This window comes from Spirosoma pulveris, from assembly GCF_054781875.1.
In genome coordinates this window covers 1,921,476-1,948,322 of record NZ_BAAGTO010000001.1, presented here as the reverse complement: position 1 = coordinate 1,948,322, position 26,847 = coordinate 1,921,476, and the positions used below count along the sequence as shown (strand labels likewise).

General features: G+C 52.1%; 21 protein-coding genes. 13 read left to right on the top strand and 8 right to left on the bottom strand.

Features of this window, described 5'->3' with window-relative positions; all coding sequences use genetic code 11:
* The first annotated feature begins 68 nt into the window (after positions 1–68).
* Positions 69–1,043 (top strand): T9SS type A sorting domain-containing protein, encoded by a 975-nt coding sequence (locus tag ACYVJM_RS07880; protein WP_461147642.1) that lies wholly within the window; start codon positions 69–71, stop codon positions 1,041–1,043.
* Positions 1,044–1,127: 84 nt separating this feature from the next.
* Here the strand turns inward: ACYVJM_RS07880 and ACYVJM_RS07875 are convergent, their stop codons facing one another.
* Positions 1,128–1,625 carry a DinB family protein gene (locus ACYVJM_RS07875; protein WP_461147641.1) on the bottom strand — a complete coding sequence of 166 codons (498 nt, stop codon included), beginning with the start codon at positions 1,623–1,625 and terminating at the stop codon, positions 1,128–1,130.
* A 274-nt stretch (positions 1,626–1,899) separates the two neighbouring features.
* On the opposite strand from ACYVJM_RS07875, the gene ACYVJM_RS07870 reads away from it, so the two are divergent.
* The 3 genes from ACYVJM_RS07870 to ACYVJM_RS07860 all read left to right on the top strand — a co-directional run bounded on the left by ACYVJM_RS07870 (position 1,900) and on the right by ACYVJM_RS07860 (position 4,182).
* On the top strand, positions 1,900–2,592 hold the full coding sequence (locus ACYVJM_RS07870) for a YMGG-like glycine zipper-containing protein (RefSeq protein WP_461147640.1): 693 nt from the start codon (positions 1,900–1,902) through the stop codon (positions 2,590–2,592).
* 101 nt (positions 2,593–2,693) lie between these two features.
* Positions 2,694–3,149, top strand: coding sequence for a YybH family protein (locus tag ACYVJM_RS07865; protein WP_461147639.1), 456 nt, complete (start codon positions 2,694–2,696; stop codon positions 3,147–3,149).
* Positions 3,150–3,270: 121 nt separating this feature from the next.
* Positions 3,271–4,182, top strand: coding sequence for an alpha/beta hydrolase (locus tag ACYVJM_RS07860; protein ID WP_461147638.1), 912 nt, complete (start codon positions 3,271–3,273; stop codon positions 4,180–4,182).
* 62 nt (positions 4,183–4,244) lie between these two features.
* Here the strand turns inward: ACYVJM_RS07860 and ACYVJM_RS07855 are convergent, their stop codons facing one another.
* Complete coding sequence (locus ACYVJM_RS07855) at positions 4,245–5,012, bottom strand: cupin domain-containing protein (RefSeq protein ID WP_461147637.1); 768 nt, start codon at positions 5,010–5,012, stop codon at positions 4,245–4,247.
* Positions 5,013–5,139: 127 nt separating this feature from the next.
* Here ACYVJM_RS07855 and ACYVJM_RS07850 point away from each other — a divergent pair, with 127 nt between their 5' ends.
* Together ACYVJM_RS07850 and ACYVJM_RS07845 are read left to right on the top strand one after the other, a co-directional pair.
* Complete coding sequence (locus tag ACYVJM_RS07850; protein WP_461147636.1) at positions 5,140–6,195, top strand: SDR family NAD(P)-dependent oxidoreductase; 1,056 nt, start codon at positions 5,140–5,142, stop codon at positions 6,193–6,195.
* Between the two features lie 142 nt (positions 6,196–6,337).
* Positions 6,338–6,622 (top strand): hypothetical protein, encoded by a 285-nt coding sequence (locus ACYVJM_RS07845; protein WP_461147635.1) that lies wholly within the window; start codon positions 6,338–6,340, stop codon positions 6,620–6,622.
* Between the two features lie 139 nt (positions 6,623–6,761).
* Here ACYVJM_RS07845 and ACYVJM_RS07840 read toward each other — a convergent pair whose 3' ends face one another.
* The gene (locus ACYVJM_RS07840; RefSeq protein ID WP_461147634.1) at positions 6,762–7,019 is read right to left on the bottom strand and encodes a DUF6582 domain-containing protein; all 258 of its coding nucleotides are present in this window, start codon (positions 7,017–7,019) and stop codon (positions 6,762–6,764) included.
* Positions 7,020–7,101: 82 nt separating this feature from the next.
* Here ACYVJM_RS07840 and namA point away from each other — a divergent pair, with 82 nt between their 5' ends.
* The 4 genes from namA to ACYVJM_RS07820 all read left to right on the top strand — a co-directional run bounded on the left by namA (position 7,102) and on the right by ACYVJM_RS07820 (position 13,397).
* Positions 7,102–8,172 carry an NADPH dehydrogenase NamA gene (namA, locus tag ACYVJM_RS07835; protein WP_461147633.1) on the top strand — a complete coding sequence of 357 codons (1,071 nt, stop codon included), beginning with the start codon at positions 7,102–7,104 and terminating at the stop codon, positions 8,170–8,172.
* 96 nt (positions 8,173–8,268) lie between these two features.
* A complete protein-coding gene (gene ypfJ, locus ACYVJM_RS07830; protein WP_461147632.1) occupies positions 8,269–9,123 on the top strand; it encodes a KPN_02809 family neutral zinc metallopeptidase in 855 nt (284 codons plus the stop codon).
* A gap of 253 nt (positions 9,124–9,376) precedes the next feature.
* Positions 9,377–9,892 (top strand): collagen-like protein, encoded by a 516-nt coding sequence (locus ACYVJM_RS07825; protein ID WP_461147631.1) that lies wholly within the window; start codon positions 9,377–9,379, stop codon positions 9,890–9,892.
* Positions 9,893–10,124: 232 nt separating this feature from the next.
* Positions 10,125–13,397 (top strand): CotH kinase family protein, encoded by a 3,273-nt coding sequence (locus tag ACYVJM_RS07820; protein ID WP_461147630.1) that lies wholly within the window; start codon positions 10,125–10,127, stop codon positions 13,395–13,397.
* Between the two features lie 69 nt (positions 13,398–13,466).
* Here the strand turns inward: ACYVJM_RS07820 and ACYVJM_RS07815 are convergent, their stop codons facing one another.
* On the bottom strand, positions 13,467–17,144 hold the full coding sequence (locus ACYVJM_RS07815) for a PAS domain S-box protein (RefSeq protein ID WP_461147629.1): 3,678 nt from the start codon (positions 17,142–17,144) through the stop codon (positions 13,467–13,469).
* Between the two features lie 162 nt (positions 17,145–17,306).
* Between ACYVJM_RS07815 and ACYVJM_RS07810 the strand changes: the two genes are divergently transcribed.
* Genes ACYVJM_RS07810 through ACYVJM_RS07800 form a run of 3 tightly spaced genes read left to right on the top strand, consistent with a single transcriptional unit; the run spans position 17,307 to position 19,656 of the window.
* Entirely contained in the window at positions 17,307–17,642 is a 336-nt protein-coding gene (locus ACYVJM_RS07810; protein ID WP_461147628.1) for a PKD domain-containing protein, read from the top strand.
* A 5-nt stretch (positions 17,643–17,647) separates the two neighbouring features.
* Positions 17,648–18,799: a hypothetical protein gene (locus ACYVJM_RS07805; RefSeq protein ID WP_461147627.1), complete on the top strand. Its 1,152-nt coding sequence runs from the start codon at positions 17,648–17,650 to the stop codon at positions 18,797–18,799.
* 50 nt (positions 18,800–18,849) lie between these two features.
* Positions 18,850–19,656, top strand: a complete 807-nt coding sequence (locus tag ACYVJM_RS07800; RefSeq protein WP_461147626.1) for a hypothetical protein — start codon at positions 18,850–18,852, stop codon at positions 19,654–19,656.
* 41 nt (positions 19,657–19,697) lie between these two features.
* Here the strand turns inward: ACYVJM_RS07800 and ACYVJM_RS07795 are convergent, their stop codons facing one another.
* The 4 genes from ACYVJM_RS07795 to ACYVJM_RS07780 form a co-directional block, all read right to left on the bottom strand.
* Positions 19,698–21,269, bottom strand: coding sequence for a WG repeat-containing protein (locus ACYVJM_RS07795; protein ID WP_461147625.1), 1,572 nt, complete (start codon positions 21,267–21,269; stop codon positions 19,698–19,700).
* A gap of 47 nt (positions 21,270–21,316) precedes the next feature.
* Entirely contained in the window at positions 21,317–21,895 is a 579-nt protein-coding gene (locus ACYVJM_RS07790; RefSeq protein ID WP_461147624.1) for a retropepsin-like aspartic protease family protein, read from the bottom strand.
* 27 nt (positions 21,896–21,922) lie between these two features.
* Positions 21,923–23,302 (bottom strand): hypothetical protein, encoded by a 1,380-nt coding sequence (locus ACYVJM_RS07785; protein ID WP_461147623.1) that lies wholly within the window; start codon positions 23,300–23,302, stop codon positions 21,923–21,925.
* A gap of 99 nt (positions 23,303–23,401) precedes the next feature.
* Positions 23,402–26,836, bottom strand: a complete 3,435-nt coding sequence (locus ACYVJM_RS07780) for a hypothetical protein (protein WP_461147622.1) — start codon at positions 26,834–26,836, stop codon at positions 23,402–23,404.
* Positions 26,837–26,847 lie beyond the last annotated feature (11 nt).

Below are 26,847 nucleotides of genomic sequence, written 5' to 3'. Positions count from 1 at the left end.
GTCCTACACAGGGCAACGTACCCACTATGTCGTCTAACGCCACAGGAACGCCATTAACCAGAAGTACTGTGATTTGTGAAACGGCTGTAGACGCCTTCAATTCGAAGGGCCTTAACAATACCGCAGTCATAAATGATGCTTCCTACATCGAGTTCTCGGTGCAGGCTAATGCAAATTACCAACTGAACGTTACGGCGCTTACTTTTTCCCGGGAGGCAAGCAATAGTGCTCCTAACCAGTTAGAGGTGCGATACAGTACTGATAATTTCGCTACGTCGACAAGTTGGGGGGCTGCGCCATTGACAACAATAACCAGATCGTCAACTACATGGAATTTTACTGATTTCTCCGTGCCCTCCGGAACAAGCCTGAAATTTAGATTTTACCCTTATGGAACCCAACGGGCCGATTTAACAGCAGGCACTTCAAATGGTACTGTTGGTACTTTCACACTTGACAATATCACGCTGAATGGTGCAGCACCTTTACCCGTTAACTTGGTTTCATTTGGCGGCAAATCCACCAGGAAGGGCGTAATGCTCAACTGGGTGACCGCCTGGGAAGAAGAAAACCGGGGCTTCGAAATCCAGAAAAGCCGCAATGCCAGAAGCTTTGAAACGGTGGGCTCGGTGGCGGGTAAATTAAACACAAATGTGCAAGCTGTTTATGAGTTCACAGACGCCGATGTGGTGCCCGGGCAGACGTACTATTACCGGCTGAAGCAAAACGATTTTAGTGGTACCAGTGATTTGTCCACAATTATTTCTGTACTGGCCGACGATGCCGTTCTGGAAGACAAAGCGGTTATATTCCCCAATCCTACCAATGGCAATTTTACTCTTTCAGGATATGGTTCGGCGCAGGTTAAACTTAAGCTGTATGGTCTTTCCGGTGCTGAGATACCCATTGATACGGAAGAGAGTAAAGCGCGTGGCCTCGATATCCGGGCTCGTACATTCCTGCCACCCGGCTTGTATTATCTTCATGTTAAGCCCGAAGACGGCACAAAGACGAAAGTTCTGAAGGTGCTCGTTGTACCGTAGCCAAAAAATAGCTCATTTAAGTGATGAAAAGCGTGCTTCCGGATCAACCGATAGCACGCTTTTTTATGACGTGCCAGGGCAGGTTTAGGCACCCTGTTCGTCGGCGCTGGGGCCGTAGCTGCCGGGAATGGGGATGTCGAGCAGTCGGAGGTACACGCCCAACTGGGCCCGGTGATGCACAATCTGCGAAAAAGATATGCGCACCATTTCGCCTTTCGTTGTTTTACTCAGGATTGTATCGCCGTGACGCAGGGTCCACACGGGCTCCAGTTGCTCTACCGTAGCTTGGCTAAGGACTGGTTTAGCCTCTGCCAGCGACCCTTCGAACAGGTTCAGGAGTTCCGCGGTGTTGTTGATCGCTACGGGCGAATAAGGACTGGTGGCAAAGTCAAGCTCATCCGTTGTCAGAGTCAGTGAAACCCAGCCTGGTAACTCGGCAATGTGGGTTGCCAACTGGCGGATGGTCATACTTTTGGGGTGCGGCTGCCAGTTGTATTTGTCGTTTGGAACCCGTTCGAGCATTTTTCGCGTCGTCTGCGCTTCCTGCTCCATTTCCTTCACCAGCATTTGAATAAGTGACATTAAGCTATCGATTTGGTTGATGGGTCAAAGGTAGTGGCAACCACTGACAGCCTTATGTCAGTAGTGTTTTGTGAAAAATCACAACGTTTTCTAACTGGTTGCAGGCTGGCAAATCCAGATAGTATGCGTCCGCCGTAGGTATATCCGGACCACCTGAGCCATTAAACCATTTGACTTCAGGACAGTCTGATAACAAAACATTAGCTCACTAGGACAAGTTAACTGGGTGCTATGTAACGTAGTAAGTATATATCACGCACTAAAAAATGACGCTATGAGAACGATTCAAAATACGGCCATTGCTCTGCTACTCGTTGGTATCCTTGGTCAATCGGTAGAGACGAAAGCACAGGGTCTGGCCCCGCAAACTAAAGGTGCCGCTATTGGTGCCGGGGTAGGGGCTGCAGCGGGTGCTATCATTAACAAACGGAACCGCGCCGTTGGCGGTGTCATTGGCGGACTTGCCGGTGGAGCCGGTGGGTACGTCATTGGTAAGAACGGTAAAAAGCGGTGGAGCCCACAGGCAAAAGGAACGGCGATCGGTGCTGGGGTTGGTGGCGCGGCCGGTGCCATCATTAATAAACGAAACCGGGTTGTGGGTGGTGTTATTGGTGGCGTAGCGGGGGGAGCCGCCGGGTATGCCATCGGTAAAATAAAAGACAACAAAAATAAAGAAGCAGCTCGTGTTGCGGCTGCCAACCGGGCTGCGGCCGAAGAGCGTGCAGCCGCCGAGCAAAGAGCAGCTGCCCGGGCGGCCGGACATACCGGAGTTGCCGATAATAAGCCAATGGTGGCGTCTGCCCCAACCAAAGGAACGAATCCGAAAGCCGTTCAGCCGGTGGCCATGCTGGCCGCTAACCCAACTACACCGGCATATATGATGAACGCAGGTTTCCTCGAAAACGAAACCTACGGGGACCCTTCCGCTCCCTATGGGACCTCGGAGTACAGACGTAAGAGCTGGTAATCAATTTATGTATGGGTTTTCGCTTGTTCCGGTAAGACACTTAACGAAGTCTCGCCGGAACGGCAACCCCCTGTTTTCTCACCATGTTAAATCATACACTCATGAAATCTTTTCTTGGAATACTAACCGTTTCTGTGCTGTTGTCAGCTTGTTCACAATCGGGTGATGCCGTTAATGTGCAGGATCTTAACCGGCAGTTTATTGATGCCTGGAATAATAAGAATGCCGATAAAATAACGTCGTTTATGGCCGATGACGTAGATTTCCTTCAGGGAAATGCACATTATAAAGGGAAATCGGAGGTGAGCCAGAAATGGGTTCAGGCAACATTGCCTACACTGGCGAACCTGAAAACGAACGTAATAAGCTCGGCTTCGGACACTCGTACTGCTTACGAAGCGGGTACCTTTGCCGTCGATGTATTGACCAACCTGCCCGACCAGCCCCGTGCCTTTGGCGAGGGAAACTTTATGCTTCTTTGGAAAAAAGGAGATGATGGTACCTGGAAACTAAGCTACGCGCAGTTGGAAGACTTACCCGTGCAGGCTAAAAATTAAAAGTTTGGTCTGTTGGTACGGGCCAGTCCAGCAGTCCGGTTGGCCCGTGCCAGCAGACCATTAAAGTGCATTGCATAAGTCATTAAGGCTGTATGTTTGCACGTACCTTACCTGACACCTCATGCCGAGGGTTTCCACTATGTTTATTCTTCGTCTGCTCTGGCAGATTCCGACAGGACTTTTTTTTGCCGTTGTTCTCTTTCTGTTTATTAACGAGTACGCTACTGCCCGACCGAGTCGACGGATAAAAGACATCGCCTATGTATCGACCAACGCACCAGGCGTCGATGCCGAACGGCATTTGCTCGATGTGTACACTCCCCGAAAAGCAGCGGCAACGGCTAAACTGCCCGTCGTTATGTTTATCCACGGGGGGAGCTGGAACAGTGGAAGCAAAAATCTATACTCGTTCATCGGACGTCGACTGGCGAAACAGGGCGTTGTGGCGGTGATTATCAACTACCAACTTGCGCCCGCTGTCCGGGTACCTGCCATGGCCGACGATTGTGCGGAGGCTGTTCGCTGGACTACGCAGCACATTGCCGAATATGGCGGAGATCCGAATCGTATTTTCGTGATGGGTCACTCGGCCGGTGCCGGGCTGGCTGCGCTGCTGGCTACCGACAGTCGGCTATTTACTAAACTTGGTCTGGCCAAAAATCCCGTAAAGGGGACTATCCTCGACGATCCCGCCGGACTGGATATGTTCGATTACCTCACCAAAATGGAGTACCCGAATGATCAGCAATACCTGATTCCGTACGGAAAAGACCCGGCTGTCTGGCGCAGCGTATCGCCCATGTATTTTGTCAGTGATGATACGCCACCCATGCTGCTTTATACCGGAGGCCGTACTTACCCAAGCATTACGAGCAGTTCTCAACGTTTTCATGAACGGCTGGAAGCGCACAAGGTGAAACATGATTACAAAGTATTGCCGGGAAAGAAACACGTTGCTATGGTGACGCAGTTATTCTGGCAGCATAATCTCATTTATCAGGACTTGCTGGCGTTTGTAGGCGCTGGTAAATGAATTGTACTGGAGTGGTGGAGCAGTTTCGTTTTGAGAAACTGACACCACTTCACCATTCCACCCTATTCAAACTGAAAAGCGAAGTACGTACAGGGTTTGTTGCCTGTATTCTGAATTGCGTGGGGCACGTTGGACTCCAGAAAGATAAGGTCGCCGGTGGTGGCCGGGTGAAGCTTACCGTCAATGCTTTCCTGGGCCGAATTATCGACCATCAGCAGGATTTCGGCTGCTCGATGCGTGTGGGGCGGGTGGCTCCACAAGCCCTGGTTAAGCGTCGTAACGTGCATTTCGAATCGTTTTGACATGGCCGTTGCCCGGTCGAACATCCGCCGTATACCACCTTTATCATGGGGCTGAAAGGCAACGTCTTTCCAGTCTATCCAGAACGAGCCCCCTGCCTTTTTGCCACGCTCGGCATCCGCCGGTTCTTTGGCAGCATAGCGCATAACGTAATAGGTAGCGGGTGAGTCGCCCCGGTTGTCGAAGCCATGTTCATCGCCGGGCATCATAAGTGCTACACTTCCGGCACCGAGGGTCTTCGTTTTGCCGGCAATGGTAACGGTGAGCTGACCTTCTTTGATGATAATCAATTCTTCATCATCGTGTTTGTGCGCCGGGTGCGGAGCCTGGTGGGGCGGGAGTGTGGTCGCGTGAATTTCGATGTGGCTGAAATCCGTTGAGGTGCCGTCCAGAATAGTCCGCTGTTCGGATGCCGTTTTTCGGGTTACGGGTGCCTGAGCCCACACATAGGTTTTGGAAACGATGGGCTGCGTAGGGTCTGGTTTGATGGATAAACCCAGAGTGAAAAGCAGGAGCGTGAGTAGTTTCATGAGGTAAACAGGGGTCTGTTGGGTAAAGTAAACAACGACTTTAGCTTACTCTTGCCCCTACCCGCCTGTTAGGTGATAACCTTCCGGCTGTAGGGTGGTTATGGTAGTTCAACGATATGAAGAAACTATGAATGTCTCACTTCCTACAAAAGCCCTGCTCTGGAGTATTGCCGGTATAGGCGCCTGGACGGCTGTTAAAGCGGCTCTGGGTCAGAAACGCAAAATTGACTTTCGCGGCAAAACGGTGCTGATCACTGGTGGTTCCCGTGGCCTTGGCCTCGAGCTGGCCCGGCTGCTGGCCAGGGAAGGCGCAAATCTGGCCCTGTTGGCCCGCGATGCCGACGAACTCGACCGGGCCAAAGCCGAATTGTACCAATCCGGTGCTGAGGTGTACACGCTGGTGTGTGACGTTACGGACAAAAGGCAGGTTGAACAGGCTGCGGAAAACGTTCGGCAAGCCGTTGGTCCGGTTGATGTGCTCATCAATAATGCCGGTACAATCATTGTGACGCCCTACGAACACGCTACCGAAGATGATTTCCGGTTGGCAATGGATACGCATTTCTGGGCATCGTTCCATATGATCAATGCCGTACTGCCCCAAATGCTGGCCCGTACGAAGGCTAGTACCGCCACGGGCATGGCAGGTCGTATTGTGAACATAACCTCGATTGGCGGAAAACTGGCCGTTCCGCATCTACTTCCCTATTCAACGAGCAAGTTCGCCATGGTTGGCTATTCGGAAGGGTTGCGGGCCGAGTTGCTCAACAAAGGAATCTACGTAACAACCATCGTTCCCGGCCTCATGCGTACCGGAAGCCCGCGAAACGCCATTTTTAAAGGACAGAACGAGAAAGAATATGCAGCTTTTAAGATCAGTGACTCTATGCCATTTTTTACCATCGATTCTGTGGAAGCGGCACAGCAAATTGTCGATGCCTGTCGGTATGGCGAAGCCGAACGAACCATTACGTTATCTGCCAAAGTAGGGGCTATCCTTCAGGGTTCGGCACCAAATCTGATGGCTGAGACAATGGCCATCGTGAGTTCTATGTTGCCTGATCCCGGCGGTATCGGTGAACAGCGGGCGAAAGGGAAGGAGAGCGAGACGGCGCTTTCAGAGTCGTTCTTAACCACACTTACCGATCAGGCCGCCGAACGAAACAACGAGTTCGGGAGCTGATAAACTTGTTCGCGGGCTGGGGCAAAGCGGTAGTTTAAACAAGTTCGACTGTTGAGTGTTTAGTAACTACAAATCTGTTAGGCAATGGTCCGCCAGGTTCGTTAATTAGTCACTCACTAGCGGGCTAATGCCCAAAAAAGTTATGAAAAAGATACTTGTTGCTATTGCTGCCGTTGCGCTAACCATGACCGCCGTACAGGCACAGGACAGTAAGATGAAGAAAAAAGCGGATGTTGTTGAAGCCAAAGCGGAAGTAGCGGGCGACAAAGCAGCGCTGGAAATGAATAAGGCTGATCGTAAAGCGGCAAAGATGACCGGCGATAAGGCAGCCCTTAAAGCGGCTCGCAAAGATCGCGTAAAAAAGGAAGGCGAACTGATTAAAGACCGCGCCAAGAAAGACGTTAAAGTCGTAAAGGAGAAAATCTAGATTCCCTTGAGGAATTACCAACAGGAAGGCCCGACTCACAAAAGCCGGGCCTTCCTGTTGGTAACTGCTTAGTAGTTAGTAGTATAGCCGGTCATGATTAACCAAATCACGACAGATCGTTTGCTCATGACGATGACGGCTACGGTTCGTCAATCGTCACCTCGAACTTTTTTGCGGCTTTCCTGATCCGTTCCTTTATGGTAGCCACTTCGTCGTCTTCGTACTTGGCGGCATTGTCTTTGTGGTTTATATAGCTCCAGGCGGCTCTAACGTGTTCTGGCGTATCTATCGGGTACTTCTTGTTGGTGCGGTCGGCAAAATCAACATCACCATATTTGCGTTCACCCTCCTTGGGGTTAACGTCCTCTCGCGGGTCAATTTTCGAATCGGCTGCCATGTCTATTGCGGTTTTTGTTGGATTAGATTAACCGTTTTCAGAATTGAATGTTTTAGTAAAAAACACGTCTCCATTTACCAATATGTCTGTTCTGTTTTCTCCACTCACCCTCCAAAGTATCGAGCTTAAAAATCGTATCGTTGTGTCGCCTATGTGTCAGTATTCCAGCGAGGATGGCTTCGCCACAGACTGGCATCTGGTGCATCTGGGCAGTAGGGCCGTTGGCGGGGCGGGACTTATTATTACCGAAGCAGCAGCCGTATCGCCGGAAGGACGTATATCACCCAATGACCTTGGCATCTGGAAAGATGAGCACATTGACGACCTCAGGCGCATCACTCAGTTTATTCGGCAGCAAGGGTCGGTAGCGGGTATTCAACTCGCCCATGCGGGCCGTAAAGCCAGCACGCAACGGCCTTGGGACGGAGGCAAAGCCATTGCACCTACCGAACCAACTGGTTGGCAAACGGTTGCTCCCAGTGCTATTTCCTTCAGCGAAGGCAGTCCTGAACCGCTAGCATTGACAGACGAAGGGCTGGAAAAAGTACGCGCCGACTTTGCGCTGGCGGCCCAACGATCGCTGGATGCTGGCTTTCAGGTCATCGAAATTCACGCGGCTCACGGGTATTTGCTCCACCAGTTTCTATCGCCGTTGAGCAATCACCGGACTGATCTGTACGGTGGTTCATTCGACAACCGGATTCGGTTGTTACTCGAAGTGGTTGAGCGCGTCCAAGGAGTTTGGCCGTCGATGCTGCCGCTGTTCGTCCGGATTTCGGCTACAGACTGGACGGAAGGCGGCTGGACAATTGACGACTCGGTGCGGTTGGCGGGCGTCCTTAAAGACAAAGGCGTAGATCTTATCGACTGCTCAACGGGTGGTAATGTGGCCCATGCCAGGATTCCGCTAAGTCCCGCCTATCAGGTACCATTTGCCGAACAGATCAAGCAGCAAGCGGGTGTAAAAACGGGTGCTGTCGGCCTGATTACAAGCGCCGGACAAGCCGAGGCTATCCTGGCGAATGAGCAGGCTGATCTTATTTTACTAGCGCGTGAATTTTTGCGCGACCCTTACTTTCCGCTCCATGCGGGGCATGAGTTGGGCGATGAGCAAGCGTGGCCGGTACAGTATGAACGTGCCAAACCCCGCTGAACAAGTGGGTTGGTAAAACATTTTAGGGCTGGAAACAGTAATCTTGCCAGCAAACATTAAACTATACATTCACCAGTTAATTAACTTGAAGAAATTATGCGTTGGTTAGGAGGACGTGAAAGCGATAATGTCGACGATCGCCGGGGAAGCGGTGGCGGTGGATTACTCGTTGGGGGTGGTATTGGCTCCGTTGTCATTGCCGTCATTGTCATGTTGCTGGGTGGCGATCCATCAGAAATTCTGAATCAACGTTCGTCAGAGCCCGCAGCATCGTCGGCACCCGCTGGCCCGCAGGCCGATGATGCGGCTGCTTCGTTTACCCGGAAAACACTGGCCAGTACAGAAGATGTCTGGACGAAGATCTTTGCTGATCAGGGGAGTCAGTACCCGGCGCCAACGCTGGTCATGTTCCGGGATGTTACCCAGTCTGGCTGCGGAACGGCATCGCAGGCATCGGGGCCATTCTATTGCCCTGCCGATCAAAAGCTATACATCGACTTGTCCTTTTACGACGAACTCCGAGATCGCTTCAATGCGCCGGGTGAATTTGCGATGGCGTATGTCATTGCACACGAGGTAGGGCATCATATACAGAAGCAACTGGGTATTATGGATAAAGTAGATGCACTGCGGAGCCAGTTGAGTCAAAAAGAATACAACAAAGTATCCGTCCGACTCGAATTACAGGCCGACTTTTTTGCCGGTGTCTGGGCTAATCATGCACAGGGACAGAGTATTTCCATCGACAAGAATGACGTGGAGAGTGCGCTCACCGCTGCCAACGCCATTGGCGATGACCGGATTCAGAAGGAAACGCGCGGTACGGTTGTACCCGATGCCTTTACACATGGTACCTCGGCGCAGCGAGTATACTGGTTTTCGAAAGGGCTGAAAACCGGCGACCTGAAGCAGGGAGACACATTTAATAGTCGCGAAGATTCAAACCTGTAGGAGCAAGACGTTTTTCATTTTTGAGGTAGCCGGATTCGCAAGAGTCCGGCTTTTTTTTGCCCGGAATGACTACTTTTTCAGTAAACAAAACTATACACATGAATGGTACTTATCTAATGGTATAGGCAGGTGCGTATTGTTGCTTAAAGTGAGCGTATTAATACGTGATTTTGGCCCTTGCAGGTTTCGTATAACGCGTAGTTTTCGACCTTAGCAGTGCCCAATAAAGGTGAACATTTAACCATACTATGTCATGAAACATGTACGACTACTCTCTACTATTGCTTTTTTAGTTGCCTCTCTGGTTATCTTCCAGCATTGTCAGCCCAAAGCCGGTGATCCGGGACCTGCCGGTCCTGCCGGTCCCGCTGGCCCAGCCGGTCCCGCCGGTCCAACCGGAACTGCTAACGTGCAATATTCGCCCTGGATTTCTACTACGTTTAATGGTAGCGGTACTTTATTTACAGCTAATATAACGGCAACGCCTATTACGCAGACGATGCTGGATCGAGCCGACATTCGCGTGTACTGGAATGAAGGGGGGCGTATCCTCAGCTTACCCTATGCCGAGACATTTGGCACTACTACCTTTACAGTACATCAGCGTATTTATGTTGGGCGAATTGAACTAAGAGCCTCCTATGCGCTCACCACGCAACAATTCAGGTATGTTATCATTCCGGGCGCTGTGAGTGTCAGCGGACGTGTTGGGGCCATTGACTACAGCGATTATAACGCCGTGAAAAAGGCTTTTAATATTCCTGACTAATTGCGAATGGTTAGTGAACATACTGAATAGAAGTTCTAAAGAAAGCCGGCCTGTTAATGTCCGGCTTTCCCTATTTTACGGCTAGGAAAACCTGCTTTTAATTCGGCCTTGTTTCCCGGTTAGTAATTGGGAGGCTGGCATAAGTTTAAGTAAGTTAAAGCTGTATTATAGACATATTTTTTACCTTGTGTGGCTGTATGAAGCTGTCCGTATATTGGTTCATTCAATTAGCATGAAAAGTAAAATCACTATCCTCATCCTTCTCTTAAGAATAAGTTTCTCCAGTTATGGTCAGCAGATTTATATCAATGAACTGATGGCCTCAAATAGCCGTACACTGGCCGATACCACCGGTTCGTACGAAGACTGGTTCGAGCTGTATAACCCAACGAATACACCCGTCGACATTGGGGGCTATTACCTGACTGATAACCTTAATACGCCAACTAAGTACAGACTTCCTGCCGGATCGTCCCAAACCGTTATTCCTGCCAATGGGTATCTACTGATCTGGGCCAGCGGAGAAGTTAGTCGCGGCCCGCTGCATGTGAGTTTTAAACTGGGGGCCGAGGGCGAACAGATCGGTTTGTACCGTCCTGATGGCGTTACAAAAGTTGATACGATGAGCTTCGGAGCACAACGTACAGACGTCTCACTAGGGAGGCAGCCTGATGGGAGTGCTGCCTGGCGTTACTTTCAGGGAACGAACATAAGCCCCGGAGCGTCTAACAACGGAAAGACGGGTTATGAAGGGTTTGTGACTACTCCGGTTTTTTCACGAACAGGCGGTTTCTACAACGCTGACTTTACGTTGTCGATTACAGCAGCAGATCCTTCCGTTATCATTTATTACACGCTGGATGGGTCGGACCCCGACCCAACGAATCCCAATGCTGTTTCATTTCCGTACAAAAACAGTTATCCCGATCAACCCGGTCAGCCTTTTGGACCTATGTTGTCCGGGTCGTTCAGAACTTATACCTACACGGGGGCTATTCCCATCAGTGATCGGACCAGCAGCGCGAACAGTCTCTCTGTAAAGTCGTCTACATATCATTTCGCTCCCGGCTATTTCCCGACGACGCCCGTTTTTAAAGGGACCGTTGTACGGGCAGTAGCTTACCGAGCTAATTCGATAGCCAGCGATATCGTTACGCAAACCTACTTTGTTACTCCGTCAACAAACCGTTATTCGCTGCCGGTCGTATCCATTACGCTGAACGAAAAACACCTGTTCGATTACAACACAGGTATTTATGCTGCCGGGGCCGTATTTGACAACTGGCGGACAACGTATCCCGGTGGCCCCGCCGAGTTTTGTACAGTTGCCAATTATACCATGGAAGGTGAGGCTTGGGAGCGGCCCGGCAACGTAGAGTTTTTCCTCAATAACGCGTCGATCATCAATCAGCCGATTGGGTTACGCATACACGGCGGTTGTTCGCGGGCGTTTCCCCGAAAAAGTTTGCGGCTGTATGGCGACACAGATTTTCAGTATCCGTTTTTCTCCAATCGACCCTCTTCGGTGTTTTACAACCGGCTGATGTTACGGAACAGCGGAAATGACTGGGGGTATAGCCTGATGATCGACTCCTATATGCAAACGATGGTGCGCCATTTGAACGTCGAAACCCAGTCGAGCCGACCAAGCGTTGTATTCCTCAATGGCGAATATTGGGGCGTTCACATCCTCAACGAGCGGTACGATAAATATTATTTAAACCGGAACTTCGCTGTTAATCCCGATAGCGTGGACTTGGTTGATATTCGATTTGGTTACTCGGCCGACGAAGGTGACCTGGTTAAATACAATGAGCTGAAAAGGTATTTTGAACAAAATAGCCCTGTCGATTACACATACGCGAAAACACAGATTGATGTTGACAATTTAGCTGACTACCAGATAGCCGAAGTCTATTCGGCAAATAGTGACTGGCCAAACAATAACCAGCTTTCCTGGCGAAAAAAAACCAGCCAGTATGTCCCTAACGCACCTCGTGGACAGGATGGCCGCTGGCGTTGGATGATAAAAGACATGGACTATGGCCTTAGTCTGGTCAATAACTATGCCTATCCTACGCTTTATCAGGCTACCGACGATAACGAGTTTACCCTGTTCTTCCGGCGGCTGCTCGACATCCCTGAATTTAAACGTTATTTTATCAATCGCTTCGCCGATCTGCTCAATACTACGTTTCTGCCCTCTCGAACGACTGGTCTGCTAACCTCGTTCAAAGACGAGTATCAACCCCACATGCAGGAGCACTTTAACCGGTGGCCTTCCAGTAATACGTACGCCGAATGGCTGGTGAATATAGGTAAAATAGAAACCTTTGTTGAACAGCGGCCAGCCTATGTTCGTGACCACCTGCGGAATAAGTTTGGCCTGGCCGCTAACCGTAACTTGACGGTCAATGTCTCTGACACAGAGCAAGGCTACGTTAAAGTCAACACCATTGATATTTTGCCCACCACCGTAGGAGTGACCGCCAACCCCTATCCCTGGAGCGGTGTTTACTTTGAGGGAAATGAAATTCGTTTGGTAGCCAAAGCAAAGACAGGCTATCGATTTCAAGCCTGGATGGAAGGGAGTACCCTCGTCTCTACCGACACCGCTTATCGCTATAATCCTGCATCGGACAGAGTGCTGACCGCCGTTTTTGAATTAGATGAAAACTTTAATTTAAAACCCCGCTCGTTTACGCTGCTCAGCTGCAACTACCGGTTCAACAGTTGGCCAGCTACCGCACCGGCCAGAAGCTACCCGCCTAATATGCACCTGGTCGTAATGAATCAGACCGACCCGACCCTGGCGGCTACCATTGCCGATACGGTTACAGGGGCTTATAACCTCAGTAGTGGCACCCGTATCAATGGGTTGGACAATTCCGGAATTGCTTTTATCAATACAGGTGGTAGTAACCCCGGTTTCGCGGCCAGTGCCGTAGGGGGAGCTTTACTGGCTTTACGCACAACAGGACTTAATCAGGCTTCAGTACAGTGGACCGGAGGAACCGTGACCCCCAACCCCCGCCAGTACCGTATCCGATTGCGGTACCGCGTTGGCAACAGTGGGGCATTTACAGACCTCCTCGATGCATCGAGTAACCCCGTGGAGTATGTTCGTAATGCCAGTGCTGGCCATAGTCAGGTGATTGGCCCGGTGGCCCTGCCAGCGAGCCTGCTTAACAAACCCTACATTCAGCTACTTTGGCAGTATTACTGGACGGGCGTAGGTACTTCGGGGGCGCGGGACCAGCTTCGGCTGGACGATATCGTTATCAGCCGGGGAAGCTGCGCAAGTCTGGCGTCCGGAAACTGGAGCACAGCGGCTACCTGGAGTTGTGGCCGCGTGCCGACAGCGTGCGATGACGTGCTGATCAGTGCAGGGCATGTTGTGACCATAAACATAAGCAATGCCGAAGCAAAACTTGTTCAGTTTGGAACGAACGCCCGTCTTCAATACGACACCTCAACGTCGGCATTGCTGCTGCAAAAGCCCTAGCCTCTTTCAGACGTAAATTTCTGATCGATCACGCAACTTACTGGAAGGGGGCATACATAGGCCCCCTTCTTATTTTTTCCAGGTGTCAAGAAACTCTTCGAACGCTTGTTTTAAGGCCTGAAGGGCTTCGGATAGCCCACTGGTGTCATTCACTTTGAGCTTGCCTTCGGCAGTGCGGGCAATATCCGCCACGCGAGACACGCCAATTGTTCCGGCGCTGCCTTTCAGGGTGTGTAAGTGACTTTTTACGGTTGGAATATCGCCGAGGTCGTATGCCGAGAGCGCACCCGTAACCAGGTCGTTAGCCTCGGTCACGAATTCTTCCATGATGCTGTCTACTAATTCCTGACCACCAATGTCCCGAAGCTGCCCTACAATTTCTTCATCGATAATCGGCAGTTTGGGGTCGGTTAGAGAAGGCGCTGGTTTGGGAGTTTCCTGCGGTTTAGGTTGTTGCTTGGCCCGGTTGGCATCGGTCAGTTCTTTTACTTTCGCAATCAGGCTCTGGGCCCGGATCGGTTTGGCAATGTAATCGTCCAGACCCTGGCTGATGAACCGCTCGCGGTCTTCCCGCATTGAGTAGGCCGTCATGGCAACAATAGTTGGTAACTGATTGCCAAACTGCTTGCGCAGATTTCGGGTGGTTTCTACACCGTCCATATCGGGCATCTGAATGTCCATGAAAATAACATCGAAGCCTGACTCGGCACCCGCTGCCCGTTTCTCTACCTCGCTGATAGCCGCCGGGCCACTATCAGCTGTAGTAACCACGCAGCCAGCCTTTCGCAGAATTTCGCTCGCAACTTTGCGGTTTACGGCGTTGTCGTCTACCAGTAATACGTTGGGGTGGTAGGTACTGAAAAAGTTGGCAAGGGCTATTTCGGCAACTTCCGTTGTTTGCTGCGTTGGGCTGATGCTCGTTTCCTTGAGTTCAACGGTAAACCAGAACGTACTGCCCATGCCTACGGTCGAGTCGACGCCGATTTCCCCTTTCATCAGACTGGCTAACTCTTTCGAGATCGCCAGCCCTAAACCCGTCCCACCAAACGATTTCCGCGATGAGGTGTCGACCTGGCTGAACGAATTGAAGAGCAGATTGATGTTTTGCTGCGAAATACCAATTCCTGAATCCTTCACTGCCACCCGAATTCGGTTGAATTTTCCCCGCTTGCTAATCAGGGAAGCTTCCACCCGAATGGTGCCGTTCTCCGTAAATTTGATCGCGTTGGATGTTAAGTTCGACAACACCTGCAGGAGTCGAGTCTGGTCGGCAATAACAAACGTGGGGAGGTCGGGGCCAATGTGATACGTCAATTCGTTGTTTTTGGAGTTTGCCTGCTGCCCGAATAAGGCAATAAGCTTTTCAAAAATCTCTTTGAAGGCCACCGGTGCTTCGTGGAGCACCATTTTGCCGGCTTCGATTTTCGATAGATCCAGAATATCATTCAGGATGTTCAGCAAGGTTTCCGATGAACGTTTTACCGTTTTGACGTAACTGCGCTGCTCCTCGTCCAGCTTTGTATCGTTGAGCAGGTCGATCATCCCGATAATACCGTTCATGGGTGTCCGGATTTCATGGCTCATGTTGGCCAGAAACTGCTCTTTCACCTTCAATGACCGTTCGGCCTCGTTTTTAGCTTTCACCAGTTCCGCCGACTGGCGTTTGAGCTCTGTGATGTCGCGCGCCAGGACGGCCACTACCGAGTCGCTGCCGGGTCCCTCGTTCAACATCAGCATGTTGAACATGAATTGCCGCTCGCTGCCATCTTTCCGGCGCATGCTGGCCTCGAAGTTCCGAAGGCTACGGTTGCGACCCAGTTTGAACATGGCATGCCGAATGTCGTTCTCGTCGATGAAAAACTTAGTGATTTCCTGACCCAGCACCTCGTCCGGCGTATAGCCCATCCGTTTGAACACCGACGGGCTAATCATGGTAATACGCCCTTTACGATCTACACGGGCGTAGATGTCCTGCAAATTTTCGAAAATACCCCGGAATTTTTCCTCACTCTGCCGCGTGGCAATTTCAGCCCGTTTACGGTTGGTAATGTCGCGGGCAATGCCAGACACTTCGTCAATGACGCCCCCCGCCAGCAGAATCGGGTTCAGGTGAAATTCGAGGTACGTTTCGCCCTTGGGCGTCTCGAAGAACAACTCGAAATTCTGGGCAAAGCCCCGGAATGCCTGCCGGTAGCGGTCTTCCAGGTTTTTGCGGTTATCTTCTCCAATCATCCGCCAGCCCAGGTCGGGAGCACTGGCCTGAATAGATGGCGATTCATTTAACTGGTACTCGATCAGCCGGGCGTAGTTTTTGTTAAAAGATGTCAGTTTCAACGATTTATTGACCGACCAGATCAGGTAGGTGCTGCTGTCGAAGATGGCATTCAGGCGGGCATTCTGTTTGTCGAGCCGGGCTTCGGACTGTTTGCGGGCAATGGCCAGCGCTACCTGTCCCGAGATGAATTCCAGCAACTCGAGATCGCGGGGGCCGTAGGTTTGCGCGTCGTCGTACGATTTTACCCCGATGATGCCTGTAATCTCCTCCCCGATCCGGAGCGGAGCCGTGAGCATTACCTGCGGCTGAAGCTGACCATAGAGGTCAACCTGGTGCTGATCGGCCAGTTTACGGATGTCTTTTTCGTAGAGAAACAGCGGTTTATTGGCCAGAATGGTGTACTCGATCAGGCCATTTCCGAGCTTTCGCTTGGTAAATCGCATATTTCCGCCAAAGTACTCATCTACGTAGTAGGGAAACGATAGGTACGTTTTACTGGAGTCGTACAGAGCAATGAAGAAGTTGCGGGCGTCGATGATATTCCCTAACTCCTCATGAATCTTATGATAAAATTCGCCGAGGTTGGGCGTATTGATGGTCCAGTTAGCAATGCTGTAATACAGTTTCTGCGATTTCTCGGCCCGTATTTTACCCGTAGTATCGTGGAGTATGCAGCGGAAAGCCGTTGGCCGACCATTGTCGAACCGGCAGTTGACACTTCCGGATAGAAACAGTGTTTTGCCGCTCTTTGTCCGAAAGACCGTTTCGACGTACGGCAGCTTGTCGCCTTCCTGAATTCGTTTGAGCAACCCGAGGGTGCTGTCGGCGTAATCTGGATGCAGAACGTCGCGCAGGTTCAGGGCCGTTATTTCGTCGGAATTATAGCCCAGTGCTTCACGCCAGGCCCGGTTCACAAAGATGAACTTGCCGTCGAGAGTCAGGAGCTGGATCAGATCAGACGTGTTATCGACCAGGTCTTGCAGTTGGGCATTGGTGTTTGACAAGGCTGAGGCAACGCGTCGTTTGTTCGTCACGTCTTCACCAATCAGCGTAAACGACGAAACATGGCCGTCTGCACCATTGATTATAAACGAGTTGACTTGTACATTGCGCAAGGCGCCTGAGCGAGCCAGCAGCGTAATTTCTTTTTGCTCAGGAAAGCCGCCCTTTGTCAGTGCGTCGTCAAATTCAGCTTCGAGTTTGGCGCGTTCGGCGGGGGGAATGAAAATGTCAAAAAAATTCTGGCCGATGATGTGCTCCGGTTGCCAGGCTGTTACCCGGTAGGTATATGGGTTTGCATAGCTCAGCGTTCCATCCCGTTCGATGGTTAGGCCAACCAGGTTGAGTTGGTCAACCGTTTGGCGAACGTCGAAGGCGGGCAGCGCTTCAGTTACGGTTACATCGTTTCGTTCGTGCTGCAGCCGTTGAATTTCGGCTACCAGTTCATCTTTGGTTTTGGCAGACCAGCGCATGGGTACGTCAGTGAGTTGATATGTCGTCGGACTCTTTAAATTTACGAAAAATGTTCCGCTTCCTCTTTCACAAAAATGAATCCTTTAAACGTTTTTTGGCTATACTACTCAGTATTAGTTACGTAACGAGTAGTTGTTTTGTTACATCTCAGATAGCTATTTATGCTAAGACGTTTTAGTCTATTGCTCCTTGTACTGGCTTCGGTCGCTTGTGAGCCGTTTGACCTGGAGAAGAAAAACTTCCCGGTCTGTGCCAAGCCCTCGGCGGGTATTGGCTTCACCTTCGACCGGCTAGACGTTACCTTTTTCCTTGATAATCCACAAGGTGATATCGGCATAGTAGGTTGGGACCCCGGCGATGGCAAAGGAAAAAACCGGGTTGGTACGCGCGTCACCTACAATTACGAAAAGGCGGGGATCTATACCGTCACCCTCGTTCTCGTTAACTCATGCGATGATACGTTTACGACCACCCGTCAAATCACCGTTACCAACTAACCGCTATGCGCCAGCTTTTACTCTTAATCGCCTGCATATGCGTTGCCAGTTCGGGTCAGGCACAGGAGCGTGTACGCCATGTACGGATTCGGGTTGTGGACTCGTCGCGCATCGAGGTGTTGTACGATCTGCTGAATACCCGAGCCGGGGATTCTGTTTTTCTGGAGATACGTAGTCGACTGCGCGGTACGTTACGAATCTTGCCTCAATACATCAGTGGCGATGTGGGGACACGGCTCATGGCCGGTACCGACCACCGTATTGTTTGGGAGGCTCTGGCCAATGGGTACTCACTCAATGAAGATATTCAGGCGCGGGTTCTGGTAAAAGCGCGGGTTAGTGTGTCGGGAAATCCAATCGCGTCAACTCCGGCACCTGCCTTGAAGGAACCACCGGCTGCGCCAAAAGTGGTGGTAACGACTCCTGTGCCAACAGAGGTCCGACCCGAAGCGGTACCTGCCCAACCTGCCGCCAAAATTGATCCCATTCCGGTTCCGGTTAGCGAGAAGCCCGCCATGCCAGTGCCTTCCGAAACGCAATCACCGCAAGAAAGGGTTGCGGTCGCAAAAACACCCGTTTTGACAGCCGATACCCTTGCGCCGGTAGCCCAACCCGCACCAGCAGTGGTTGCTGCACCCGCTAGCCCAAAGGCTGAGCCCCCGCAAAAGCCTGCCGTCCCGTCAGTAGACACAAAGTCCCCTGTAACATCTGGCAGTCGTAAGCTCTGGAGAATAAATTACAAAGGACCGGCGTGGGCACTGCTTTCGGCAGTTGCGCCGGGTATGGGCAATATTTTCGTTCAGACACCAACGTCTAAAATTGGTTTGCGCCCGTTGGTGACGGTTGGTTTTTATGGGTTGCTTATTTACGGGTTTGCGGAACGAACGAAGTCTCAGGATGCCTATTCTATTTACGAACAGCAGAAGAATAGGGCAGCTGGGGAACCATATTACCAAACGGCCAATTCGCATCATCAGCGGTATTTTCTGGCTACTCGGGGTGCCCTTGCCGTAGCCGCTGCAGATGTGGTGCTGACGTTTATAAAAGGGTTGCGTAACAGCCAGACACAGAACGAAGCACAGCGTTTTAAACACCTTATGCTTCGTCCTGGCCTTCAGGCTGGCCAGCCAACGGCGGTAGTGCGGTATTCATTTTAGGCAGTCTTTGTCCCGGTTTATTTATGCGCTTATTTCTGATCCTTGGGTGTATGACCCTGTTCGTTTCAAATACATTAGCCCAGTCGGGAGGTCGACAGCCTAAAACAGCTATTTTTTCGGCTTCCAGTGAGTGGCAGCACGTCACGCTCAAACCCCTCCCGTCTGTTCGGCAACCCGAACAGGTTCGGACAGAAGCCGTTACGCCGACACAGAGTTCGACTACGACGGTTGCCGAGCGAATTCAGCCGGTAACCGGCAGGAGCCCATTAACAACAGGAACGGCTGAATTCAGACCGGCGTTTACAGGTGATTTTGCGACCAACCGAAACGGCTGGCGAGCGGGCATCCAGGGTGATTATTATTACCAGATTGGCTTAGGGCAGTATAGCATCCGCAAGCGCGCGGCTAATACGCAGGCGATATCTTTCAGTGCCGTCGAACTACCCAACGAAATCAACCTGAACGCGGCAGATCAGTACACGATCAAGGTTGATATGCTGGCCGATTCTGGACAGGTACCGTCGGGTGGCCTGTTGTTTGGCGTTCGGGATTCGCTTAATTATAACGCCTTTATGCTGAATGCAAAAGGGGAGGTGGCCGTAGTTCGCGTTGCTAATGGCCGAACATTTAGTGATTACATGCCCGCCGATTTTATGTCGCCAGGGGTATCGGTGGAGAAGAATCGAAACCGGCTCACCATTCAGCGACGCGGAAGTGCCCTGCATTTTTACATCAACGCTCAGGAAATTCGCAGTAGTCCTTATCCGGTCAAAATTTTCCCCGGCAATGGCATTGGCTTCACCTCCTCGGCCTACTGGGTCGCGTTTCAGAAGTTGACAGTCACGCTGGGATTGTGAGGAGAGGAGTGCCGGGACTAACACCACGGAAACGTCACAACTTAGTTTTTCACCTGCTCGCCCTGCCGGTTGATCGTCATGAGTTGTCCATTCTGAAAAACAGCAGCGTTGTTGCCCCGAAACGGTGTAACCGCTTCATACTCGGGCTTGATCACCCATTCGTCCTGTTCGTTGATAAATCCCCAACGGCCCTGGCTCCGGGCGCGACGCCAGCCCCGTTCATCGGTACCCAGTTCCACTTTGTCGTAAGGTTTATCCCCAAAGGCTTCCTTGTATTTTCCCTGCCGGGCGTCGGCGGGGGTCGCTGGTTTAGGTTTGGGCTCGGACTCCGACGTGGCTACCTCTTCCTGGGGCTGTTTCCTGACGGGCGGGTCTGCCTTTTTAGGCTTCTCCACAACGGGGACGTCAGGCTTATAGGCCATGTCCGGTGGTATGTAAGTCTCTTCGTCCGGCCTGACTTCTATTGGTGCTTGTGCCTGCGTCTGATTAACACTGCGTTTGCGATCTTTACGCTTGCCCGATGAGGGTTCCGTTGTCTGTTCTGTTCTGGCCTTTGGCTCATCTTCCGGCTCCTGCGAATTATTTCGTTTGATGTACCAGTAGATACCCGCCAGCAACGCCAATGCAAACAGAACGCCGTAAATGCCGCTTCGGTCCGGCTCGATAACCACCACCCGCACGGTACTCAATGGGTTATTGTTGGCGTCGAAAAGGGTGTAATCAGTCGTTTTCGTTGGTTTTACCCACCCTCGGTTAACGGGTGAAAGGCCCTCTCCCAAATCGTCGATCGTGACCGCCAGCAGATTGTCTACCGACCAGGCCAAGGTAACGGGCTGGCCTTTTCGGACGCGGCCCGGTGTAGCCGTGAAAGACCGAACAACCGGCGGGCGCTCGGTAATTGGGCTGGATGGGGCCGGTTTTTGTGGGGTAACTGACCGCGTTGGCGGGGGCGTTGGCGGGACAACCACGGGGGCCGGTCTGGTAGTTGTTGGTCGGTTAACGGGCGAAGGAGCCTGTCTGGTCACCACAGGGTCAGGAACCGGAACAGGTGGGGTCGGTTTGGCTATAACTGGCTGAGGAGCCGGAGCGGGTCTCGTTACCGCCGTTTCGGTTCTGGCGGCAGGAATAACAGGAGCCGGTTTTGTTACCGTTGGTTCAGGAATAACGGTTTTGGGTGGTTCCGGTCTGCGATCAATGAGTTCCTCAAACGTAGGTGTTTCGGCCGGTTTGGGAGCAGGTGCAATAATGGGTTCGGTGCGTATTGGTTTCGACGCCACTTCCAGTCGTTGCAACACTGTTGGTATCCATCGGTTTTTGACAAAATCGGGCGATAACTTTAAGGAAACGGCTGCGTTGATAATCTGATTTATATCCTGTTCGATGTACTGGCTTCGGGCTGGCATTGTCAGTCGGGCAATGCGCGTCTGTATATTCTGAAATAACAGACTATTGTTCGCCACTTCCTGATTCACATCATTGGCGCGTTTAATGGCATCCTCCTCCGATAAGCCCGCTTTGAGGGCGTCTTTAAGGTAGCCATTGGTACGCCAAACGTCAGGGCCATAAAGCACAATAGCTTCACGAAGTCGATCGGTCAGTTCAGTTTCGGTCATGGAAGAAGGACAGGCTTAATTCTATAATTTTAGTAAAACACAGAATTTCAATCGAACGTCACAATATTACGTCGATAATCTACTGAAATTTTACCAAATTTAGATAACGCCGACTGGCCAAGCAGCAAGGGGGCTTTGGCAGTGCTCACAACATTGGCGTTGACATTTTCGAGCACCCGGTTTCCAATCTGTACCGATCTGAGCCGAATGATAGCGCCGGGCGATATATCGCCATTGGCATTCTGAAAGCGGGCTTGCCCAACAACATCGTCGTCTGTTATTGTTCCCTGCTTCATCATGAATTCGGCTTCGGTGGCTGAGATGGAAATCAGACTGGCTCCGGTATCCAGGATAAACTTCATGCGCGTTCCATTCACAATAACAGGTACGGTATATACGCCGTTTTCCTTGCTCATGGTCACTTCTGTGGGGCCGCTGCCTATTTTCGTGAGCGTGGGTTGCCGGTCGGGGGCAGGGGGCTTTTCTGACGGTGGTTGTTCCGTTTTGGCGGTACTGTTTCGTTTGCTCCGTCGTGGCTGATGACTACCCGACCGCGAGCATCCCGAACAGCCCGCCAGATAGAACAGGTTGCCGAGAAGGAGAAAGAGGATGAGTAGTCGTTTCATTCGTTGAGTGTTTATTGAAATAAGCGTTTACTCATACCGGATCAGGGCTTTGGTTTTCACGCGCCACGAGCCGTTTTCCAATACGGCCTCGCCATCCCGACGCATGCTGATGCGGGTGTGTGAGGTCATATAACTGTTTTCGCTGTCGCAGGCGGGTTCGATCATGTAGTTTCGATATGTTAAAAAACGCGCCACCCGGCCCGGCTCCGCTTCAAACCGGAAGGTCGCCAGGGATGGATTTTTAGCGTCGATGCTGAACCGATAAGCCGATTCCGGTGAGAGCGTATCGGCTTTGTGCTGGCTGTCGAACTGTCCGTTTGGATCGGGCGGTGGAAAGTAAAACACCACTGGCTGAACCGGTGCCGGGGTAGGTGCCGGTGTCGGTGTCGGTGTAATTATTGGCGCAGGCATTGGTGCTGGTGCCTGCACATTAACGGTTTGCTTTTGAACAGGCGTAGGTCGGGGTGGGGTCGGCTCAACCGCAGACTCGCTCTGTCGGGCTCTCGGAAACGCTTTAGGGGCCGGGCCGGCACCGGGGGTGTCGGTCAGTTTCTTTAATTGCCGGATAATCGCTAATGGGTTGTCTGTCCCTAACTCAGCCGCGATAGCGTCGAAAGCGCTGGCTTTCTGCGCAACATCACCTTGTGGCTTTCGAGTCTCATTGACGGGTTTGTTGCGAAGCCCGTCATTCTCTTTGCTTAACTTTCTATTCTCTCTGAGCAGTCGGTCTACTTCGGTTTGCTGGCCACGGTAAGCCAGCAGGTAAACGGCACCTGCCCCCAAGATCAAGCCGCCAACAGCCCCCAGAAGCAACATCCAGAGTTGCTTTTTCTCAGCCTCTTTTGCCTGGCGTTCCAGCTGACTTAGCTGAAGGGCGGCCGGGTTTATACCCGTGTCTTCCTCTTCGGCTACTGGCGCAGCGGTGGCGGAACTCTGGGCCGGTGCCGCTGCCTGTTGAGACTCGGCGGGGGGCAGCATGGCGTCAATTTTAGCCAGCATGAGCGCCTGTACGCTCGGGCTCAGTGGTGTTCCGTAATTCTTGTCGCTTTTGTATTTTTCGTAGAATATTGCCAGCTGCCTTCGGATGGCCGCGTTGGCTTCTTCGGGCGGAAGGCTCACAAAACGAGCGGTATTTTTCAATTCACTCAGCTCCTGCATCTTGGCACCCACCTGATCCCAGCTTCCAACTCCCCGAATCACCTGTTGCGGGTCGCAGCCATCATCGCAGGCGAGCAGCTGTGCATAGATTTCCTGGGCTTTGGGCTGGCTTATCTTCGCGAAGACCGCAATAGCCACATCTTTCGTCAGGGTATCAACAGCTGCCTGATTCACATTCTGGGCGAAGCTGATCGAAGCTGACGCGAGTAGAACAACTGTCGTTCGAAACGTACATTGTAATAGGTTCATTGTCGTGCCGAGCCGCTGGCCCGGTTGTGTAAAATGAATGAGTTGTACAAGACAGAAGGGTACCGCCGGGCCAGCGCGATTGGCCCGTACGACCCGGTACTACGCCAGCGCGTTCGCTAGTTTGTTGATCGCGCCAATGAGCGGGTAGAAAAACAGCGTTTCTTCAATGGGCGCCCCCAGTGCATCGGTCATGCCGCTGTACTCCGCCACTACATCGCCCTCTTTGCGCTGGATGCCGTCCATGAGCGAGGTGTCCAGATGGGTCCTTAGCTCCTGCTGGGCAACAACCAGCGACCGCGACGACACGTTCAGGTTCCTGACGAAGCTGAATTGCTGGTTGATCGCAAAGAAAAAGTCGATGAACGCATTGGTTTCCTTGAGCAATGACTCGACCACCTCTGGTTTCCGCAGGTCGGCGTAAGTGAGCGACTCAAACTCGTCATCGAATGTGGCCGGATACACATAGCTGATCGCTTCAGTATCGACCGGCCGGTTGTTGGCCGGTTGCATCAGAGCCCCCTTGCAGGTAACTTCTTTCGGTCCTTTTCGCTCGTAAAACAGTGTCAGGCCGCTGGTATCGTAGGCTTTATCGTACACTTTCTCGAAAATTGCCCGCGCCAGTTTGCCCAGCATCTGATCGTCGGCACTGATAATTGTCAGCACTTTTGACCCCGTACCGCTGAAGGTGATGGCCCCCGGCAGACCAATGCCCCGGTGTTTCATGAGCCGGGCAACGTGGTACAGCAAAGCCGTGTAGAACAGCACGAACACTATTTTCAGGTCTTCGTCTTTGGCCAGCATCCCGTTGAACGACAGCATGTTTTTGGCTTTCACATCGTTGCTCTTCTCAATGGAGAACCAAAAGGCCATGATGTCTTCCGAACGATTTGTGTCCAGCATCCGCCGGTTATTATCGCTCAGGTTGCCAAGACTCTGGCTGTCGAGCAGGGTCTGTATGCGGTCGGCATATTTACGGATAAACCCGTTGTGGCTGGCGGCCCCGTACTCACTGAAGGCATCGCCATAAATGGCGTTCCCCGCAAACCGAAACGACGTCAGCAACTTAGGTTCGTTGCGCTCGTACACCACAACGTCAGACGTACCACCGCCAATATCGACGTTAATGACCGGTCGCGCCGATGCACTCAACGTTGGGTTCTGTTTATAGTAGTAAAACGGTGCCACCGACTCCGACACCTCGCGCAGCCGTCCGGCCGCCCCGCCAATGTAGCGGTCGTAAAGCTGCTGCCAGTCGGCGCGTAGCTGGCTCACACGGCCCGGTGTCATGCTGGCCGGGAAGAACCAGTATACGGTTGTCTGAGCCAGATTACCGCCTTCGGTCAGGACTTTGTTCTTGATGAGCATCAGTAACTCTTCCAGGAAGGCTTCCACGCGTCGTTCGGTCTGGTCGCTGGTTTTGGCCCATTTCAGGTTGGTTGTGATGCGGTTGAAACCGGCCGGTTGCCGCTCTACGTAAAACGGGATGTTGAAGTCGGCCAGGGCCTGCGTCTGCTGGTTGAAACTCAGGTTCATGGGCTCGGCAATGGCCGTCCGCGTCGGGAAATTATCGGGTCGGCCGGGGCCGATAGTTGGTGGAACGAACTCCAGATCGTACAGCAGGAACAACTCAAAAAGAGCCGGGTTATACTGCGCCGGAGCTACCAGCGTCGCTACCTGCGGGGTTAGCTCGGCAACGTCGAACGGCCGGGGCGAACTGCCATCCACTTTGTATTCGACGTGGGTGTTGGTCGTGCCAAAATCCACCGAAAACTCAAACTGTTTGCTGCCGCCATTATACTCCTGCCAACGTGGAATGAGGACGCCATTCATGTCACGCCCATCGCCACGAATGTGCGTTTGCAGGTAATCGAATTCTTCGCGCAGGACATAATACACACTCGATCCATCGGTATTTTGCTGCCGAACGGTACGCTGGTGTTTCGATTCGACCTTCACTTCGGCATTGGTCTGCTGCCGAAAATAGGTCAGGTCGTACTGGTTCTGGCTATCGAAACCAGACTCGATCAATTGAACGCGGTAATCGGCAGGGACTGGAACCGAACCCGAGCGGACAAAGGGATAAATATTGACCGTGAATGAGTTCTCGACAATGATACCTTCGTTCGTCAATTCATTGGGTGCATTGGACATCCCAACGGTTTGGCTGTACAGTCGCTCGAAAGTGATAAACTGATTTCCCGGCTGGTTAGGAGCCGTAACGGGGATATCGAGCGTAACGTTGATGCCGCCAGCCTGTGGAACCATTTTAAGCCGGACGCGTCCGGTTAGCAGATCCTCTACGTCGAAGAAGTCGAAGAAGTCTTTCTTAAGCGGTAGGAGAAATCCCTTTTCGATAGCAGATGCTTGCAGATTACCATCAAAGAATCGGCCCCGGTCTGTAGGGAAGGGTAACCGGATGAGGTACGGCTCCAGAAAATCGCTGACCGTCAGCCAGGGGTAATTACCCGGCTGGCCGGGCAGGGGCCGCTGGTTCTCACGCCACGACTCGCGGGCGTAGAAGGGAACGGGTGTGTTGGAGTTCCACTGCGCCTGCGGTACGTACGTAAACTGCCGGAAAAAGCGGTTTTGCAGCGCCATAGGACGCGGCTGGCTTGGATTCAGACGAGCGTACTTGTCGGACTTGATGATGAAGTCACTTACCTTGTCGATGGCGCGGGCGTCTGATTTCTTTTTGCGCAACGGAAAGCCCAGCACTTCAACGACATCGCCGGGGCCGGTAGTCAGCTCGTCGAAATCCTGATCGAACTGCTCGCGTGTTAACAGCGGCTGACCGTTATGCGATTCGATATGTTCGTAAAACATGGTCGGGTTCTGCTGTTGCAGGAGTGCCCGGCTGCGGTTCAGGTAGTCGTCCACTTCGCGGAACTGATCGCGGAAGTTGGGCATGAACAGTTTGATCGCATACCAGAACTTCTGATACTCGATGTCGCGCTCATGCAGGGGGCAAACCGATGCGTCGAACAGTCGGTCGTTCCCCATGGTAACATCAACCCAGCTCAGGTCATTTCCCGAACTAAAGAACAAGGTTTTAGGCGATGTTCCGCCCACTACCCGCCCCCGATAACTCAGCACAAACAGCCGGTTGATGGCATTGAAATTGTATTCGGCCGCGTCCTGGTCAAGAAACAGTTTTAAGGCATCGCCGAGCCGTTTATGCCCCAGACTGGTCGACTGTTGCAGACGGGTGAGGTCTGTGCGGATGTCGAACGGGGTAATGGTAACGAAGGTTTTGAGCTTGTCGTAATTGAAAAACAGCTGCCCCACATCCAGACAGTCCGACACAATGCGCTGGTCGTTACTGGTGCCGCTGAGGTCGGGTTTGAGCGACAGGTTTAGAAAGGCCGACCGTACCAGGTCCATCCGTGCAAACGGGCTGGGAATGGAGGTTGGCTGCTTCACCGTCTGACCACCCTGCGGGTCACGAATGGCCGCGATCTGGTCGGTGCCGAGGGGCTTGCTGACGTACCAGTGCAGACCGGGAGTAGGGTTATGTAAACTGAATGTTGTTGGCATGTTTTTTAATT

Excerpts from the sequence above, each read along its gene's own strand:
- ACYVJM_RS07875 (WP_461147641.1), bottom strand. The coding sequence starts at position 1,625 with ATGTCACTTATTCAAATGCTGGTGAAGGAAATGGAGCAGGAAGCGCAG.
- ACYVJM_RS07870 (WP_461147640.1), top strand. The coding sequence starts at position 1,900 with ATGAGAACGATTCAAAATACGGCCATTGCTCTGCTACTCGTTGGTATC.
- ACYVJM_RS07865 (WP_461147639.1), top strand. The coding sequence starts at position 2,694 with ATGAAATCTTTTCTTGGAATACTAACCGTTTCTGTGCTGTTGTCAGCT.
- ACYVJM_RS07860 (WP_461147638.1), top strand. The coding sequence starts at position 3,271 with ATGCCGAGGGTTTCCACTATGTTTATTCTTCGTCTGCTCTGGCAGATT.
- ACYVJM_RS07855 (WP_461147637.1), bottom strand. The coding sequence starts at position 5,012 with ATGAAACTACTCACGCTCCTGCTTTTCACTCTGGGTTTATCCATCAAA.
- ACYVJM_RS07850 (WP_461147636.1), top strand. The coding sequence starts at position 5,140 with ATGAATGTCTCACTTCCTACAAAAGCCCTGCTCTGGAGTATTGCCGGT.
- ACYVJM_RS07845 (WP_461147635.1), top strand. The coding sequence starts at position 6,338 with ATGAAAAAGATACTTGTTGCTATTGCTGCCGTTGCGCTAACCATGACC.
- ACYVJM_RS07840 (WP_461147634.1), bottom strand. The coding sequence starts at position 7,019 with ATGGCAGCCGATTCGAAAATTGACCCGCGAGAGGACGTTAACCCCAAG.
- namA (WP_461147633.1), top strand. The coding sequence starts at position 7,102 with ATGTCTGTTCTGTTTTCTCCACTCACCCTCCAAAGTATCGAGCTTAAA.
- ypfJ (WP_461147632.1), top strand. The coding sequence starts at position 8,269 with ATGCGTTGGTTAGGAGGACGTGAAAGCGATAATGTCGACGATCGCCGG.
- ACYVJM_RS07825 (WP_461147631.1), top strand. The coding sequence starts at position 9,377 with ATGAAACATGTACGACTACTCTCTACTATTGCTTTTTTAGTTGCCTCT.
- ACYVJM_RS07820 (WP_461147630.1), top strand. The coding sequence starts at position 10,125 with ATGAAAAGTAAAATCACTATCCTCATCCTTCTCTTAAGAATAAGTTTC.
- ACYVJM_RS07815 (WP_461147629.1), bottom strand. The coding sequence starts at position 17,144 with ATGCGCTGGTCTGCCAAAACCAAAGATGAACTGGTAGCCGAAATTCAA.
- ACYVJM_RS07810 (WP_461147628.1), top strand. The coding sequence starts at position 17,307 with ATGCTAAGACGTTTTAGTCTATTGCTCCTTGTACTGGCTTCGGTCGCT.
- ACYVJM_RS07805 (WP_461147627.1), top strand. The coding sequence starts at position 17,648 with ATGCGCCAGCTTTTACTCTTAATCGCCTGCATATGCGTTGCCAGTTCG.
- ACYVJM_RS07800 (WP_461147626.1), top strand. The coding sequence starts at position 18,850 with ATGACCCTGTTCGTTTCAAATACATTAGCCCAGTCGGGAGGTCGACAG.
- ACYVJM_RS07795 (WP_461147625.1), bottom strand. The coding sequence starts at position 21,269 with ATGACCGAAACTGAACTGACCGATCGACTTCGTGAAGCTATTGTGCTT.
- ACYVJM_RS07790 (WP_461147624.1), bottom strand. The coding sequence starts at position 21,895 with ATGAAACGACTACTCATCCTCTTTCTCCTTCTCGGCAACCTGTTCTAT.
- ACYVJM_RS07785 (WP_461147623.1), bottom strand. The coding sequence starts at position 23,302 with ATGAACCTATTACAATGTACGTTTCGAACGACAGTTGTTCTACTCGCG.
- ACYVJM_RS07780 (WP_461147622.1), bottom strand. The coding sequence starts at position 26,836 with ATGCCAACAACATTCAGTTTACATAACCCTACTCCCGGTCTGCACTGG.